This window comes from Dactylosporangium aurantiacum (assembly GCF_000716715.1).
Lineage (GTDB): Bacteria > Actinomycetota > Actinomycetes > Mycobacteriales > Micromonosporaceae > Dactylosporangium > Dactylosporangium aurantiacum.
The window spans coordinates 24,841-41,249 of record NZ_JNYJ01000041.1 but is presented as its reverse complement, the minus strand read 5'-3'; the positions used below and the strand labels follow the sequence as shown (position 1 = coordinate 41,249).

The following is a 16,409-nucleotide window of genomic DNA, read 5'->3' as shown; positions in this document are numbered from 1 at the left end:
CTCGTGCGGTTACCCGGCCGCGAGGTCCGGGACCTTGGTGGCCGGGTCGTTGTCGACGGCGGCGGCGAGCGCGGGCACCAGCAGGTCCAGCGCGAACAGCAGCGCGTTGGGGCCGCTGTAGGACAGCGCGCCCGACAGCGGGGTCTCGAACGTGGTGTACAGGGTGCGGTCGGACGTGACGACCTTGAGCTTGGCGAACACCGGCGAGGCGGTCATCGTGGCCTTCGTGGCGCCGTTGACGAACAGCACGTCCTTGTCGAGCAGGTCCAGCCGCTCCTCGCTGATCTCGTCCTGCTCCGCCTGGGCGGCGAAGCCGAGGGCGTCGAACAGCGCGCGGCGCGGGTCCTTGGCGGCGATCAGCCAGTGCTGGCCGTTCTCCGGGCCGAAGTCCTCCACGAGCACCTTGCCGGCGAACTCGGGGTGCGCCTTGCGGACCTCGGCGAGCTTCGCGTTCACCTTGTCGACGAGCGCCTTCGCCTCGGCGTGCTTTCCCAGCGCCTTGCCGGTGGTGAGGGTCTGCACGTCCCACGGGGTCTGCTCGTCGGCGTAGTCCTTGGACTGCACGACCGTCGGGGCGATCTGGCTGAGCCGGTCGTACGTCTCCTGGTTGATCGTCTCGTAGATGGCCAGGATCAGGTCCGGCTTCTCCTTGAGGATCGCCTCGAAGTTGATCTCGGCGGAGAAGGTCGGCAGCGGCTTGCCGCCGAGCGCCGACCTGACCCACGGGTAGTTCGGGTACTCGGTGAACCACTCGCGGGTGCTGACCGGCGTGACGCCGAGGGCGAGGACGAAGTCCTGGTCGTTCCAGCCGACGGTGAGGACCCGCTTCGGCTCGGCCTCGATCTTCGTGGTGCCGAACTTGTGCTCGATGCTCACCGGGAACGCGGCGGGCGCGGCGGATCCGCTCGCCGGGGCGGCGGTCTCCTGGTCGTCGCCGCCGCAGGCGGTGAGGGCGGTCGCGGCGAGCACCGCCGCGGCGGCGAGCGCCGTTCGGCGCAGCCAGTTCCCGGATCGGGGGGCGCGGATCATCAAGGGCTCCTTGGAGGGATTCGGGTCGTCACAGCCGGCCGGGCCCTTCAGCGCCGTGCGGCAGAAATGTAGGTTAGCATTGCCTAACTTAATTGGCGCTTCCCCCTTTCGGAGAGGACGACGCATGCTGCGCACCCTGCTCGGCGGCAAGATCCACCGCGCGACGGTGACCCAGGCCGACCTGCACTACGTCGGATCGATCACGATCGACGGCACGCTGCTGGAGGCCGCCGGTCTCGTCGAGGGGGAGCAGGTGCAGGTCGTCGACATCGACACCGGTGCACGCCTCACCACGTACGTCATCGAGGGCCCCCGCGACAGCGGGATCATCGGCGTCAACGGCGCCGCGGCCCGCCTCGTCTCGCCCGGCGACCTGGTCATCATCATGTCGTTCGAGCTGGTCGACGCCACCGAGCTCGCCCGGCACCGCCCCCGGGTCGTGCACGTCGACCGGGCCAACCGCATCGTCGAGCTGGGCAGCGACCCGGCCGCCCCGGTGCCCGGCGACTCCGGCCAGCGTTCCGGCCGCGGGCCGGCCGTGCTGACGGCGGGCCGCTGAGGTAATGAGCGGCGGCCCGGGCGTCGCCGTGATGCCCGGGCGGCCGCACCCCCACCCGGTCGACCGGATCGCGTGACCCGCCGCGGCGGCCCTTCCAGAGATCGCGTCTCATGACGGATGCTGGCCCGATGGTCACCGGACTGGCGCGGCACCATGACGTCACCATCGCCTACGAGCGGCTCGGCCCCGCCGGCGGCGAGCCGCTGCTGCTCGTCATGGGCCTCGGCATGCAGCTGCTGTCGTGGCCCGACGAGTTCTGCGCGATGCTCGTCGACCGCGGCTTCAGCGTCGTGCGCTTCGACAACCGCGACGCCGGGCAGTCCACCCACTTCACCGGCAACCCCGGGCTGCTGCCGCTGCTGACCCGACCGGCGGCCGTCGCGCCGTACCGCCTCACCGACATGGCCGACGACGCCGCCGCCGTCCTCGACGCGGTCGGCTGGCCCACCGCCCACGTGGCCGGCGCCTCCCTCGGCGGCATGATCAGCCAGACCCTCGCCATCCGGCACCCCGGCCGGGTCCGCACCCTCACGTCCATCATGTCCACCCCGTCACCGCGCATCGGCCGCCCCCGCCCCGGCGCGCTCGCGGCGCTCGGCATCCCGCCCGCCGCGTCCCGGGACGCCGCGGGCGAGCGCATGGTCCGGGTGTTCCGCGCCATCGGCTCGCCCCGCTACCCCGTGGAGGAGCAGTGGCTGCGGGACGTGGGCCGCCGCGCGTACGACCGCGGCCACGACCCCGCCGGCGCCCGCCGCCAGCTCGCCGCGATCCGCGCCTCCGGCGACCGCCGGCCGGGCCTCGCCGGGGTCCGCGTGCCGACCCTCGTGCTGCACGGCGACGCCGACCCGCTCGTGCGCGTCTCGGGCGGCCGCGCCACCGCCGCCGCCGTGCCCGGCGCCCGCCTGGTCGTGTACCCGGGCATGGGCCACGACCTGCCCCGGCCGCTGTGGCCGGAGTTCGTCGGCGAGCTCGGCGCGCTCACCGGGGTCGCCCGCCGCGCCGCCTGACCGCCGTTCTTCCCCGCTCGGCCTGGCGGTCGTCTTCCGCGGGCGGCCCGCTGCTTCGCGTCGCCGTCCGGGCGGCGCGAGCCGGGGCAGCGGTTGCGGCGCTGCCTAGGATCGGTCCGTGACCCAGCCGTCGGAGTCGTCCATCGCCGCCGCCGTGGAGCGGGGAGACGCCGACTGGCTCGCCACCGCCGTCGACGGCACCGCCTGCCCGCCCACCCTGCTGTCCCGGCTCGCCCGCCACGCCGACCCGCGGCTGCGGCTGCTCGCGGTCCGCTGGCTCGGCGACCGGCTGCGCGACGACCCCGACGACGTCGCGCGACTCCTGCCGGAGCACCTCGACGACACCCCCGAGGTGGCCCTGGCCACCGCCGAGCTGTTCCAGCGCCACGGCCGGCTCCTGCCCGCCGCCTGGCCACGGTGGCGGGACCGCCCGCCGCCGGCCGTCGTGCGGGTCGCCTGGCTGCGGGCCGAGCTGCTGCACCTGCCGGGCCGAGCCGCCGCCGAGCCGCCCGGCGAGCCGCTGTACCAGGCCGTGGCGGGGCTGCGGGCCACCGACGCGCCCGACCCGCGCCGGCTCGTCGAGGACCTCGCCGCCGGCGACGACCCGGTCCTGCACGCCGCCGCCCTGCGCCTGTGCCGGGAGGCGCTGCACGCCGCGGTCCTCGCCCCGGCACCCGCCCGCCGCGTCCTGACCCGCCTGCTGGACAGCCCCGCCGCCTCCGTCGTCGCGGGCGCCCTCACCGAGCTCGCCGAGCCGTGGGCGGCCGTCGACCCGGTCGCCCCGCCCCGCCTGCACACCCTGCTCGCTCCTGGCCCCACCACCGCCCCCGCCGAAGCTGACCCGACCGCCGCCGCCCCCACCGCCGCCACGACGCGCCTCCCGGCCACCGCGCCCGACACCGGGCCCGACACCGGGCCCGACACCGGGCCCGACACCGGGCCCGACACCGGGCCCGACACCGGGCCCGACACCGTGCCTGACACCGCGTCTGACACCGCGTCTGACACCCGGCCCGAAACCGTGCCGGACACCGCGCCCGACGTGGCCGCTGCCGCCACGGCCGCCGCGGCCCGGCACGGGTTGCGTGAGCCGTTGCTCGCCGTCGCCGCCGACCCGGGCAGGCCGCCCCGGGTGCGGCAGGCCGCGCTCCGGGCGCTCGGTGGGCTGCTCGACCGGGGCGACATCCCCGCCGTGGTCCGTCTCGCCGGGGGCGACCCGCTGCTGCTCGGGGCGCCCGCCGTCGAGTGCCTCGCCGGCATGCACCACAGGGGGCTGTTCGTCGGCGCCGGGGACGCGGCGGCCGTCGCCGGGATCGCGCTCGCCGACCATACGATCGGCGCCGAGGACGTGGCGATGCTGCTGTACACCAGCCGGCACCGCCTCCGCGACGCGCTCCTGGACGCCGGGCCCGCCGACCCGGGATGGCCGCGGCGGCTGGCGCTGCTCGTCGCGCTCGCCCGGCAGGGGGCGCCGGACCTCGACCTCGGCGCCGACGTGACCGCGCTGCTGCCGGGGGCCGCCGACCCGGGGCCGGTGCTCGCCGCGATCCGGGCGCTGCGGTACGCCCCCGCCGAGGACGCCGTCCTCGCCGCCCTGCCCACGGCGCCCGCCGCCGCGCTGGACGCGCTGGAGGCGGTGGGTGGTGCGCGGACCGTGGCGCAGCTGCTCGGAGCGCTCGACGGGGAGGTGCCGGAGCACCTGCGACCGTGGCGGCGCCAGGCCCTGGAGCTGTGCTGGCGGCTGACCGGTGACCCGGGCGACCGGCACGCGCTGCTGCGGCGGCTCGACCCGGCGGCGCTCAGCGACACGATCGCCGCCGACCTCGGCCACCCCGCCGAGGCGGAGCTCGCCGTGCTGCGCGCCCGGGCCGACCCCGGCCGGCCGGTCGACGCCCTCGTCGGTCTCGCCCGGCACGCGGACACCGGCACCCTGCCCGCCGTCACCGACCTCCTCGGCCGCGTCGTCGCCGAGCTGGCGGCCGCCTGGGACACCCGCGGCAACCCACCCGGGCAGCGGCACCGGCTCCCGGCCGACCTCGCCGACCTCGCCGCCGCGGACCGGCCCGCCACCACCACGATGCCCGTCGTGCCGCAGCCGGCCGTCGACGCGGTGCACGAGCTGGGGCGCAGGCTGTACCGCCGACGCCGCATCCGCCCGGTCTGCATCCTGGACGCCGCATCGGAGCAGGCCGCCGGCGACGCCCTCGTGGCCGGTGTCGCGCTGGACCTGATCGAGCGGCCCGGGCCGTCGCCGACCGAGCTGGCGGTGCTGCTCGAGGTGCTGCGGCGGGCACCGTACGCCGGCACCCGCGCCCGCGTGCACCGCCTGCTCCGCCACCGCGACCCGCACGTGCGCAAACACGTCATCGCGCTGCTGGCCGGCGACGGCGGCGGCGCCGAGGCCCTGTCCGCGACGCTGGCCGTGCTCACCGGCGCCGCCGACGTGCAGACGGCCCGGCACGCGCTCATCGCGCTCGGCGAGGTCGGCGCCCGCTGGGCGGCGCACGCGGTCGCCGCCTGCCTCGACCACCCGAACATGAACGTGAAGAAGGCCGCCGCCGACGCGCTGCGCACCGCCGGCACCCCGGCGACCGTGCCGCGGCTGCTCGACTGGCTGGGCCGGCACGACAACCCGGGCCTGCGGGCGGCGCTCACCGCCGCGCTGCGGGCCGTCCTCGGCGCGGCCACCGAGGCGACCGTCCTCGCCGCCGCCGAGCAGGCCGAGCCGGGCCGCACCCGGGACCTGCTGCTGGAGTCCCTCGACCGGGCGCTGCCGGCCCACGCGGTCGCGGCGCTGACGGAGCAGGGCTCCCCGGCCGCCCCCGCGCTGCTGCGGTTGGTGGCCGCCGCGACGGTACGCCTCACCCACGGCACCCCCGCCGACCTCGCCGGCCTGATGGCCGCCCACGGCGTGACCCCGCCGGCGGTGTGCCCGGCCGCCGAGCCACACCCCGACCTGGTCGCGCTGACCCGCGACGGCTGGCACGAACGCGCCGCCCGCCGCGTCGCCACCGGCCACGACCCCGCGGACCTGCCCGCGCCGCTGCTGCCCGCGCTGCGGCGGCTGCTGCCGGACTGGCTGCGCCTCGCCGCGACGGCCCCCGCGATCCGCCCCGCCGTGCTGCGCCTCGTCCTGCGCTGCTGCCCGCCGCCGTGGACCGCCGCGGAACGGGCCTCGGGCACCACCTGGCGGCACGTCCTGGTGGCCGGCGCCGGGGAGCTGGCGGGCGCGGACCGCGACGCGCTGCTCGCCGTCCTCGAGGACCTGGCCGGGCACCTCACCCCGGCCGCCGCGTTCGACGTGGTGTGCGGGCTGCGCCGGGCACCGGCCGCCCCCGCGGGGCGCCGCGGCGTCCTGGCGGTGCTGCGCCGCTGCGGTGCGGTGCTCACCGTCGCCGACGTCGAGCGGGCCCTGGCCGACGCCGCGCTCGGCGCCGACCCGTGGCAGGGGGAGGTGCGGGTGCTGCGGGAAGCGTTCGGGGTCCCCGACGACGTGCCCGCCGACGGGTCGCGGCGCGGCCCGGCAGACTGGTCCGGCGAGCGGCCGGCCGACGGATCCGGCGCGCGGCCGGCCGACGGATCCGGCGAGCGGCCGGTCGGCGGCTCCGGCGCGCGGCTGGTCGACGGGTCGCGGAGGCGGCTCGCGGCGCTGATCGACGCGTGGCCCGCGGCCGCTCCCGGCGACCGGCCGGCGCTGCTGGCGAGGATGGCCGCCCTGCAGCCCGTGGATGCTCCACTGTGGACGATCTCGGAGGAGGCGCACCGGCCGGGCCCGCCGGTCAGGTCGCCGCACGACGGGGACCTGGACCAGCCCCGCTCGGCCACCCAGCGTGACCGCCTCCTCGCCATGCTCGACTCCCCGGCCCCGGGCACCACCCAGCGCCGCCGCGCCGCCGCGACCCTGCTGCACTGGCCCGAACCGGACATCAGGCGGCGGCTGCTCGACGCGCACCTGCGCGGCGACCCCGACGTACCGGCGAGCGCCACCCTGGCCCGCACGCTCACCCCCGGCGACCTCACCGCGGGGGACGGCACCGGCGACGCGGTCCTGGTGCGGGCGGCACGGCTCGCCGGCCACCTCGCCCCGGCGGAGCTCGCGCCGCTCCTGCCAGCGCTGCGGCGGCTGCGCGAGCACGGCACCCCGGCCGCCCGGAGCGCGGCCGACGGCGTCCTGCGCCGGTTGCCGGACCCGATCCGCGCCGCCGTCCTCGGCGAACCCGTCGCGCCGCTGCTCACCCCGGAGCCCGTCGACCCGCTCCTGCCGGCCGCCCTGCTGCGCCGCCCCGCGCCGCCCCGCGCCGCCGCCCCGCCGACCCGCCGGGACCTCTTCGACCGCGCCGGCAACGGCGACACCGCGCAGATCCGGGCCGCCCTGACCACCCTCGCCGAGACGAGCGGCACCGGGACCGGCCCCGGCCCGGGCGAGAGCGGCACGGACGCCGAGCTGGCCGAGCTGCTGGCGTCCCTGCTGCGCCACCCCGACGCCAAGGTGCGCCTGCACGCCCACCGGGTGTCGCGGCAGGTGCTGGACCGGCCCGCGTACCTGCGGCACAGCGAGATCCTGCTCGCCGACCCGCAACCGGACATCGTCCGCGCCGCGGTCCGGGCCGTCAGCGGCGCCGCGTGGACCCCGGCGATCGGGGCCGTGGTCGGGCTCCTGCTGCACCCCGATCCCACCGTACGGCGCACCGCCGAGGCGGGACTCACCCGCTTCGGCCCGGCCGCCGTACCCGCCCTCACCAAGGCCGCCGGCCGCGCCCGCCCCGACCGCAGGGGCGTGTACACCACCGTCCTGGACGGCATCGCCGCCGCCGGCTGACGAACGGCGACACCCGAGGGGGACACCCGACCGGGTGAAGGACCGTCGATCTTCCGGGCGGCGGACCGGGCCGTCCCTATGGTGGTCCGATGAGCGCAGCGGGTGCCGCCATGTGGGGTCTGTTCGCGGCGCTCGCGCTCGAATCCCTCGACCTGCTCGGGGCCCTGCGCCGGTCGGGCAGGCCACCGTGGCGCGGGGCAGGGGAGGCGGGCGCGGCGCCGTACGCCATCTCGGTCGCGCTGCGCTGCCTCGCCGGCGCGGGCACCGCCGCCGCCCTCGCCGCGTCGGGACAGGTCACCACCGCGGGCGGGGCGGCCGCCGCCGGGGTCGCGGCGCCGCTGCTGCTGACGCACCTCGTCCGGCTCGCCCGGCCCGCCGCCGAGGCCGGTCCCGCCGCACCGCCCGTCGCCGTGCCGCCGCTGCCCGTCAGGGCCCGGCCGGCGCGGCTGCGGGTGAAGCTGCCCGCCGCCCGCAAGAAGACCGGCGACGACTACCGTGCCGGTTGACCGCCTCGCCGCGCGGGTCGCCGCCGCCCTCGCCCGCACCGGCGGTGACGCGGTGACCCGGGTCCCGCTGCTCGCCGCCCTCAGCCGCGACACCCCGGCCTTCGGCGGCACCACGACCGCGTCCACCCGGGACGCCGGACCCCGGCGGAAGGCCCTGACCACCCCCGCCGTCGGCGGCACCATCGCGCCCGCGCGGGACGGCGGATCCCTGACCACCCCTGCCGTCGGCGGCACCACCACGGCGTCCGCGCGGGACGGCGGACCTCTGACCACCCTTGCCGTCGGCGGCACCACCGCGGCGTCCGCGCGGGACGGCGGACCCCTGACCAGCCCTGCCGTCGGCGGCACCGCCGCGCCCGCGCGGGACGGCGGACTGCGCCGGAAGGCTCTGACCGCGCTCGTCGCGCGACTGCGCCGCACGGCCGTGGCGCCACCCGCCCCGGCCGGTCAGCCGCCGGAGCCCGGCGAGGTCCGCCCGGCCCGCACCGCCGGGCGCGCGGACCCGCCGCGGCAGGCGACGCGGGAGCCGTGGCCGCCGCCGCTGTTCTCCATGCCCGACGCGGCCCCGGCCCGGCGCCTGCCGTCGACCACGACCCGGCGGCTGCGCACGGCCGTCCACCTCGACCCCGGCCTCGCCGCGCGGGTCGTCGCGGAGCTCACCGACGACCCGCGCCGCGCCGTCGTGCCGTCCGTCGGCTTCGACCTGGAGCCGGTGCTGTGCCACGCGCTGCGGGCCAGGCTCCTCGTCACCGCCCGCGACGTGTCCCTCACCGCCGTGCTGGTCGCCGCGCTGGTCCTCGCGCCCCGCACCGCCGCCGCCGTGCTGCTGGCCGGCGCGGCGGTCGCCTTGTGCCGGGCCCGGGTGGTGCGGGCGGCGCCCCCGGCCGGCCGGGCGCTGTTCGCCGCCGCGCTCGTGTTCGCGCTGGTCGCCGCGGTTGGTGCGGCGCTGACCGTGCTCGCCGCGGTCGCGCCGGCCGGCGGTGGGTTCGCCGGCCCGCCGCCCGGCGGTGGCGGGTCCGCCGCGGTGCCGCCCGGCGGCTGGCTCGGCGTCGCGCCCGGCGCCGGCTGGCTCACCGCCGCGCCCGGCCCCCGGATGTGGGCCGGGGTCGCGGTCCTCGTGGCCGGCACGGTCGCCGCGCACCTCGGGCACCTGTGGTGGACCGGCGCCGCCCTCACCGCCGCCACCCACCCCGTGCCGCGCCGGGCGGCCACGGCCGCCCGGGTCGCGACCGTCGCCGCCGCCCAGCGCGGCAACGTGGTGTTCAGCCGCGCCGACCCGTTCGTCGGCGCCGGGCCGCGGATGCGCGGCTGGTCCGTCGCGGTCGCGCTACGGACCGACGACGCCGGCGGCTACCGGCCGCGCGGCCCCGCGACGCTCGACCCGGTGCTGCTGCGCCGGCACGTCGGCCAGGCGTTGCAGGGCCTCGGCGACGGTGCCGGCCACGCGGGGCTGCCGGGGCTGAGCGTCACCCCGTACCTCGCCGCGGACGGCATCCGCGGCGCCGGCGACCCGCTGCTGGACGGCGGCACCCCACTGCCGCTGGCGTCCCGGGAGGCCCTCGACGCCGTCGTGCGCGGCCCCCAGGAAGGGCTGCGCCACTACGACCGGGTGGTGATCGTGCCCCGGGCCCGCGCCGTCACCACCGCCGAGGGCCGGCCCGTCCTGCCGTCGGACGACGGCGACGGGCACGTGTCGGTGTTCGTGCACACGGCGATCGAGGCGTCCGTCCTGTACGTCGAGCTGTCCGCGCACGTCCTGCCACCGATCGGTACGTCGTGCGCCGAGCCGCCGGCGGTGGCCGTACCGGTGGAGCTGCTGACACACCTGACGGGCGCGCCGTGGCGGCTGGCCCGCACGGCGGCGCACCGGGCGCGGGCGGCGGCGCGACGCCGGCGGCGGGGCGGCTGGCACGACCACAGCGCCCGGCTCGGCGTGCGGGAGCTGGTCGGCGACCCCGGCGCCGCGCTGCCCGCGCTGGAGGCGGCCAAGTACGTGAAGATCGTCGAACGGGTCGTGGTCGAGGCGGTCGCGGACTTCCTGGAACGCTACGACCTGGACGCCGCCGCGTTCCGCGCCGAGGTGCCGGCCGCCCGTTAACGCGCCCCGGGCGTGACCAGGCCGGTCTCGTACGCCGCGACGATCGCCTGCGCCCGGTCGCGCAGCTGCAGCTTCGACAGGATGCGGGCGATGTGGGTCTTCACCGTGGCGTCGCTGAGCTGCAGCTCGGCGGCGAGCTCGGCGTTGCTCAGCCCGCGCGCGAGCAGCCGCAGCACCTCGACCTCGCGGGGCGTCAGCCCGGACAGGTCCCGGTGCAGGCTCGCCGTGCGGCCGTCGCGGTTGGCGTACCGCTCGATGAGCCGCCGCGTGATCGTCGGCGCCAGCAGGGCGTCGCCGGCCCGCACCAGCCGCACCGCCGCGACCAGCTGCTCGGGGCTGACGTCCTTGAGCAGGAACCCGCTCGCGCCCGCCGACAGCGCCGCGTACACGTACTGGTCCAGGTCGAACGTGGTGAGAATGATGACCCGCGGCGCCCCGCCCGGGCCGCCGGGGCCGCCCAGGATGCGGCGGGTCGCCTCCAGGCCGTCCATCCGCGGCATCCGCACGTCCATCAGCACCACGTCGGGCCCCGTGCGGCGCACCGCGTCGACCGCCTCCGCGCCGTCGACGGCCTCGGCGACGACCTCGATGCCGGCCGCGGTCAGGATCATCCGGAAACCGGTGCGCACCAGCGCCTGGTCATCGGCGACCACCACCCGCAAAGACCCGCTCATGCCGCCACCTCCGCTGCGCTCCGGCGTCGGCCTGAGCTGCACTCTGAGCCCATGATTCGCGGCTCCTCGCTGCGCTGCGGCCCGCTCATGCCGCCACCTCCGCTGCGCTGCGGGCCGCTCATGCCGCCACCTCCGCTGCGCTGCGGGCCGCTCATGAGTTCCCGGTCGGTATCACGGCGCGGACCCGGAAGCCGCCGGTGCCGGTCGGGCCCGCGGCCAGGCTACCGCCGTGCACGTCGAGTCGTTCCCGCAGCCCGGCGAGGCCCCGGCCGCTGCCGTGGTCGGCCCGCGCGGCGCCGGTGCCGCCGGTGTCGGTCACCTCGACGCGCAGCGCGTCCGGCGCGTGCTCGACGGTGACGGTGACCGACGCGCCGACCGCGTGCTTGACGGTGTTGGTGAGCGCCTCCTGCACGACCCGGTACGCGGCCAGCTCCACCCCGGCCGGCAGCGGCACCCGCGTGCCGGTCTGGACGAGCCCGACCGGCACCCCGGCCCGGCGGACCCCGTCGGCGAGGACCTCGAGCTGGTCGAGGCCCGGCGTGGGGGCGAGGCCGGGCCCGTCGCCGTCCATCGTCAGCAGCCCCATGACGTGGCGCAGCTCGACCATCGCGGCCCGGCCGCTGGACTCGACCGCGAGCAGCGCCTCCCGGGCCAGCTCCGGCGCCGTGTCGAGCACCGTACGGGCTGCGCCGGCCTGCACCACCATCATGCTCACGTTGTGGCTGACCACGTCGTGCAGCTCCCCGGCGAGCCGGGCCCGTTCCCGCTGCACGGCGAGGCCGGCCACCGCCTCCTGCTCCCGCTGCAGGGCGAGGGCCCGCTGCTTCCAGGTGTGGATCGCGTTGGCGATGAGGCTGACCGCGCACAGCAGCAGGAACATCGCGTACCCGGGCGCCGGCGCGTTCTCGCTGTCGACGGAGACCACCAGCGCCGCGCCCACGACGACGCTGCCGATCGCGAGGACCCGGCGGCGGCTGTACAGGGCGGCGCTGTAGGCGGCGATCGCGAAGCACACCAGCGCCGGGGTCAGGTCGAGCGTGGGCAGCTCCCGCTGCAGCGCCTGCGTGGCGGCCACGATGACCCACAGCGACGCCAGCGGGTACCGGCGGCGGGTCAGCAGCGGCAGCGCGGTCAACGCCACCAGCGCCAGGGGCCAGCCGGTGACCTCGCTGCGCTCCCAGGGCGCCGGCGGCCGCAGGCCGGGCAGCTCCGGGGGCGCCGGGAACCGGTCGGCCGGCGACACCTCCACCGGCGCCTGCTCGTCGCCCCGGTTTATGGCGGCGTCGACGGAGGCGATGGTGAGCACGAGGGCGAGGACGGCGTCGGCGGCCCACGCCCACCGGCTCAGCTTCGGCGGCGGTCCCGTGACGCGCCACAGCTCGGCGGTGATCGCCCGCAGCCGCCGCCTGAGGTCGCCCGTGTCCATCGCACCAGTCTGCCAACCGGTCCCGCCGCGCGGCATCGGCTTCGGTGACCATGCGGGCGCCGCGCGGCGTAGTCCGTTGTGATGACGCCGGGACCGGATTGCGTCACTGCGGGCGACGTGCGCGGCCCCGTCCCGTTCCTACGGTCGGTGCGTGAAAGTCACCGCAGCCGTGGAGGTACCCGTGACCGCGCCACTCATCCAGATCAGCGACGTGAGCAAACGCTACGACGACGGACCGCCGGCCCTCGCCGGCCTGACCCTGCGCATCGACGCCGGCGAGGCCGTCGCCGTGCTGGGCGCGTCCGGCAGCGGCAAGTCGACCCTGCTCAACCTCATCGCCGGGCTGGACCGGCCGACGTCCGGCAGCGTCACCGTCGACGGGGTCCGGGTCGACGGGCTGGGCGAGGCCGCGTCGGCGAAGTACCGCCGCGCCCGCATCGGCATGGTCTTCCAGTTCTTCAACCTCGTCGACGACCTGACCGTGCACGACAACGTGCTGCTGCCCGCCCAGCTCGCCGGGGTGCCCCGCGGCGAGGCCGCCGCCCGCGCCGGCGAACTGCTGGAGCGGCTCGGCGTGCAGCGGCACGCGCGGGCGTTCCCCGGCCGGCTGTCCGGCGGGGAGCGGCAGCGGGTCGCGGTCGCCCGGGCGCTGATGAACCGGCCGTCGCTGCTGCTGGCCGACGAGCCGACCGGCGCGCTGGACACCGCCTCCGGCCGGGAGGTCCGTGACCTGCTGACCGCCCTGCACCGTGACGGGCAGACGGTCGTCCTGGTCACCCACGACACCACCCTCGCGCAGGAGTGCGCGACCCGCACCGTCGAGCTCGTCGACGGCCGCCTCAGCCGCGACGTGCGGCACGCCGGCGCGCCCGCCGGTGGTGCCCGGTGAGCGGCGTCGGCCGGATCGTGCGCGCCGGCGGTCGGCGCCGCGTGCAGTCGGTCGTGATGGCGCTGACGACGCTGCTCGCCGTCACCGCGTCGGTCCTCGCGGCGGGGCTGCTGGTCGCGTCGCGGGCCCCGTTCGACAAGGGGTTCGCCAAGCAGCAGGGCGCCCACCTGACCGCCGCGTTCGACGCGGCGCTCGTCACCCGGGACGCCGTGGCCGCCACCGCCGCGGGGTCGGCCGCGTCCGCGGGCCCGTTCCGGACCGTGTCGCTGCGCCCGACGACGGCGTCCTCCGGCCGGGAGATCCCCGAGGGGGTCACGCTGCCACCGGCGGCGCTGGTCGGCCGGCCCGACGCCGCCGGCCCCGTCGACCGGCTCGACCTGACCGCCGGACGGTGGGCGACCGCGACCGGGGAGATCGTGTGGGCGGCGGGGCGGGCACCGTTCGCCGTCGGGGACCGGGTCACGTTCGCCGACGCGCCCGGCCGGCCGACGCTGACCGTCGTCGGGCTGGCCCGGTCCGTCAGCGGCACCGCCGAGGCGTGGACGACCCCGCAGCAGCTCGCCGCGATGGTCGCCGACAAGGCCGGCGGTTACCAGATGCTGTACCGCTTCACCGACGCCGCCACCGAGGCGCAGCTGACCGCGCACCGCACCGCGATCGCCGGTGCCGTGCCGGCCGACGCGATGACCGGCGCCACCTCGTACCTCACGGTGAAGCACACGGCGGAGCGCACCGCGGCGACGTTCGTGCCGTTCGTGGTCGCGTTCGGCGTGCTGGGCCTGTGCATGTCGGTGCTCATCATCGGCGTCGTGGTCAGCGGGTCCGTCGGCGCCGCCACCCGGCGCATCGGCATCCTGAAGGCGGTCGGGTTCACCCCGGCGCAGGTCACCCGGGCCTACGTCGGCCAGGCGCTGATCCCCGCCGGGGTCGGCACCGTCCTCGGTGTCGTGCTGGGCAACCTCGCCGCGGTGCCGGTGCTGCGGGACGAGAGCGAGGCGTTCGGCACCGCCACGATGACGATCGAGCCGTGGGTGAGCGTCGTGGTGCCGGTCGTCGCGCTGGTCGCGGTCGCCGCCACCGCGTTCGTCCCGGCGCTGCGGGCCGGCCGGCTGCACACCGTCGGCGCGCTGTCGGTGGGCCGGACCCCGGTCACCGGGCGCGGCCGCACGGCCCGGCGGCTGCTGGGCCGCCTGCCGCTGCCCCGGCCGGTCAGCCTGGGCCTGGCCAACCCGTTCACCAGCCCGTCGCGGTCGGCGACGATCGTCGCCGCGGTCGCCCTGGGCGCGCTCGGCGTCACGTTCGGCGTCGGCCTCGCCACCTCCCTCGCCGACATCCAGCAGGGGCTGAACCGGCGGGACGCGGGCGCGGTCATCGTGCAGACCCGGGTGGGCCCGCCGCCCGGCCAGGGCGCGCCGGGGCCGGGCGCGCCGGGGCAGGGGGCGGCCGGACCGCAGACGCAGGCCGAGCGGGACGCGGCCGCCGAGAAGGTGACCGCCGCGGTCGAGGCGCAGCCGGGGACCCGCCGCATGTTCAGCACCGCCGAGGTGGAGCTCAGCGTCTCGGGCCTGGCCGGCGCGACCAGCGTCATCGCCTTCGACGGCGACGCCTCCTGGGGCAGCTACGAGATCATCTCCGGGCGCTGGTTCGACGGTCCGGGGCAGGTGGTCGTGCCGACGGCGTTCCTGCGCGCGACCGGCCTGCGCCTCGGCGACGCGGTCACCCTGTCCGACGCCGGGCGCTCCGTGAAGGCGCGCATCGTCGGGGAGTCCCTGGACCTCAGCCAGGACGGCCGGGTCGTCGTCACCGACGCGGACACCCTCGCGGGCCTCGGCGACGCCGTCGAGCCGCGCGGGTTCGAGCTGCACGTCGACCTCGACGCGGGCGTCGGCGCCAAGGCGTACGTGGACGCCTTGAACACCGTCCTGCAGCCGTTGGGCGCCGGCGCGCAGGTCAACGTCGGCGAGATCAGCAGCACCGTCGTGGCGATGGACACCCTCGCCGGCACGCTCACCGTCATGCTCGTGGTCGTCGCCGGGATGGGCGTGCTCAACACGGTCGTGCTCGACACCCGCGAACGCGTCCACGACCTCGGCGTGTTCAAGGCTCTCGGCATGTCGCCGCGGCAGACCGTCGCCATGGTCCTCACGTCCGTCGCCGGCACCGGCCTGCTCGCCGGGGTGATCGGGGTGCCGGCCGGGGTGCTGCTGCACCACGCGGTGCTGCCGGCGATGGGCCGGGCCGCGGGCACCGGGATCCCGCCCGGGTACATCGCGGTGTTCGACCCGCTGACGGTGCTGCCGCTGGTCCTCGGCGGGCTCGTCATAGCCGGCTGCGGCGCGCTGCTGCCGGCGGGCTGGGCGGCCCGCATCCGCACCGCCACCGCCCTGCGCACCGAATGACGGCGGCGCCGCGGGGCCGGACCGGGGAACGTCGACCGGTCCGGCCCCGCGGCCCGTTCAGCGCTCCAGTGGCACCGCCCACCGCGCCGTGCCGCCCGCGACGGCCGCGGCGGGGGCACGTTGCGTACACGAGCCCGGTCCAGTCGGCGCGGGAGCACATGGCCAGGGTCGCCACCCGCAGCGCGTCGTCGCCGCGGACCGGGTCGGGGTGGGTGGCGCCGGGCGCGGGCAGCGGCGCCCGGTTCATCGCCGCGACCAGGTCGTCGAAGCCGTCCTCGGTGAACCCGCCGGCGGCGAAGAACCGGTCCAGGGAGTCCTCGAACGACGCGTTCTGCTCCCGCCGGAACTCGAACGGCCGGTTCGCCCACGCGTCCGGGTCGACGGGGAAGTCCAGCATCATCGCCCGGGCCCGGCCGGGGAACAGGCTCGCGTACGTGGCGCCGATGTGCGCGCCGTAGGACATGCCGAGGTACGTCAGCCGCTCGTCGCCGACGGCCCGGCGCAGCAGGTCGAGGTCCCGCGCGGTGTTCGCCGTCGCCAGGTACGGCAGGACGCCGGGGTTGCGCTCGGCGCAGGCCCGCACGGCCCGGCGGGCGTCGCGCACCGCCGCCGGCACGTCGGCCTCGACCAGCGGCGTGAACGTGGTGCTGACCGCCGCGTCGTCCTCCTCGGGCGTGGTGCAGTCCACGGCGGGGACGCTGCCGCCGATCCCGCGCGGGTCCCAGCTGACCACGTCGAAGCGGGCGAACGCGTCCAGCGCCCCGGGCGGCGCCCCGCGCAGGAACGCCACCCCGGACCCGCCGGGCCCGCCGGGGTTGACGAACAGCGACCCGATGCGCCGGGTCTGGTCCTTCGCCGGCCATCTGATCACCGGCAGCCGCATCGGGGCGCTCCTTGCGGGCGGGCATCGAGGACGGTTGACCCTCGTATGGCACCGCCGGACGCGCCGGCGCACTGCGTACAACGACGTGCTCGCGCTGTCGCCACACCGACGTATCAGCCG

Annotated in this window: 11 protein-coding genes; 7 read left to right on the top strand and 4 right to left on the bottom strand. The window is 77.8% G+C overall.

Annotated elements, in window-relative coordinates:
- Window positions 1–9: 9 nt before the first annotated feature.
- Window positions 10–1,029, bottom strand: coding sequence for an ABC transporter substrate-binding protein (locus OP18_RS37085; RefSeq protein ID WP_052387897.1), 1,020 nt, complete (start codon window positions 1,027–1,029; stop codon window positions 10–12).
- A 124-nt stretch (window positions 1,030–1,153) separates the two neighbouring features.
- Between OP18_RS37085 and panD the strand changes: the two genes are divergently transcribed.
- The 5 genes from panD (at window position 1,154) to OP18_RS37060 (ending at window position 10,018) form a co-directional block, all read left to right on the top strand.
- Complete coding sequence (panD, locus tag OP18_RS37080) at window positions 1,154–1,588, top strand: aspartate 1-decarboxylase (RefSeq protein ID WP_033363832.1); 435 nt, start codon at window positions 1,154–1,156, stop codon at window positions 1,586–1,588.
- 128 nt (window positions 1,589–1,716) lie between these two features.
- Complete coding sequence (locus tag OP18_RS37075; protein ID WP_033363831.1) at window positions 1,717–2,595, top strand: alpha/beta fold hydrolase; 879 nt, start codon at window positions 1,717–1,719, stop codon at window positions 2,593–2,595.
- Window positions 2,596–2,713: 118 nt separating this feature from the next.
- A complete protein-coding gene (locus OP18_RS62070; protein WP_033363830.1) occupies window positions 2,714–7,414 on the top strand; it encodes a HEAT repeat domain-containing protein in 4,701 nt (1,566 codons plus the stop codon).
- Between the two features lie 89 nt (window positions 7,415–7,503).
- Window positions 7,504–7,920 (top strand): hypothetical protein, encoded by a 417-nt coding sequence (locus OP18_RS53600; RefSeq protein WP_156090064.1) that lies wholly within the window; start codon window positions 7,504–7,506, stop codon window positions 7,918–7,920.
- A complete protein-coding gene (locus OP18_RS37060; protein WP_033363829.1) occupies window positions 7,910–10,018 on the top strand; it encodes a hypothetical protein in 2,109 nt (702 codons plus the stop codon). The genes OP18_RS53600 and OP18_RS37060 overlap by 11 nt, the downstream gene beginning before the upstream one ends.
- Here OP18_RS37060 and OP18_RS37055 read toward each other — a convergent pair.
- On the bottom strand, window positions 10,015–10,692 hold the full coding sequence (locus OP18_RS37055; protein WP_033363828.1) for a response regulator: 678 nt from the start codon (window positions 10,690–10,692) through the stop codon (window positions 10,015–10,017). The genes OP18_RS37060 and OP18_RS37055 overlap by 4 nt on opposite strands.
- Window positions 10,693–10,843: 151 nt before the next feature.
- The gene (locus tag OP18_RS37050; RefSeq protein ID WP_033363827.1) at window positions 10,844–12,118 is read right to left on the bottom strand and encodes a sensor histidine kinase; all 1,275 of its coding nucleotides are present in this window, start codon (window positions 12,116–12,118) and stop codon (window positions 10,844–10,846) included.
- 181 nt (window positions 12,119–12,299) lie between these two features.
- Here OP18_RS37050 and OP18_RS37045 point away from each other — a divergent pair, with 181 nt between their 5' ends.
- Entirely contained in the window at window positions 12,300–13,007 is a 708-nt protein-coding gene (locus OP18_RS37045; protein ID WP_052387895.1) for an ABC transporter ATP-binding protein, read from the top strand.
- Window positions 13,004–15,406, top strand: a complete 2,403-nt coding sequence (locus tag OP18_RS37040) for an ABC transporter permease (RefSeq protein WP_033363825.1) — start codon at window positions 13,004–13,006, stop codon at window positions 15,404–15,406. Before OP18_RS37045 ends, OP18_RS37040 begins: the two co-directional genes overlap by 4 nt.
- Here the strand turns inward: OP18_RS37040 and OP18_RS53595 are convergent.
- Window positions 15,327–16,289 (bottom strand): alpha/beta fold hydrolase, encoded by a 963-nt coding sequence (locus tag OP18_RS53595; protein WP_052387894.1) that lies wholly within the window; start codon window positions 16,287–16,289, stop codon window positions 15,327–15,329. The genes OP18_RS37040 and OP18_RS53595 overlap by 80 nt on opposite strands.
- Window positions 16,290–16,409 lie beyond the last annotated feature (120 nt).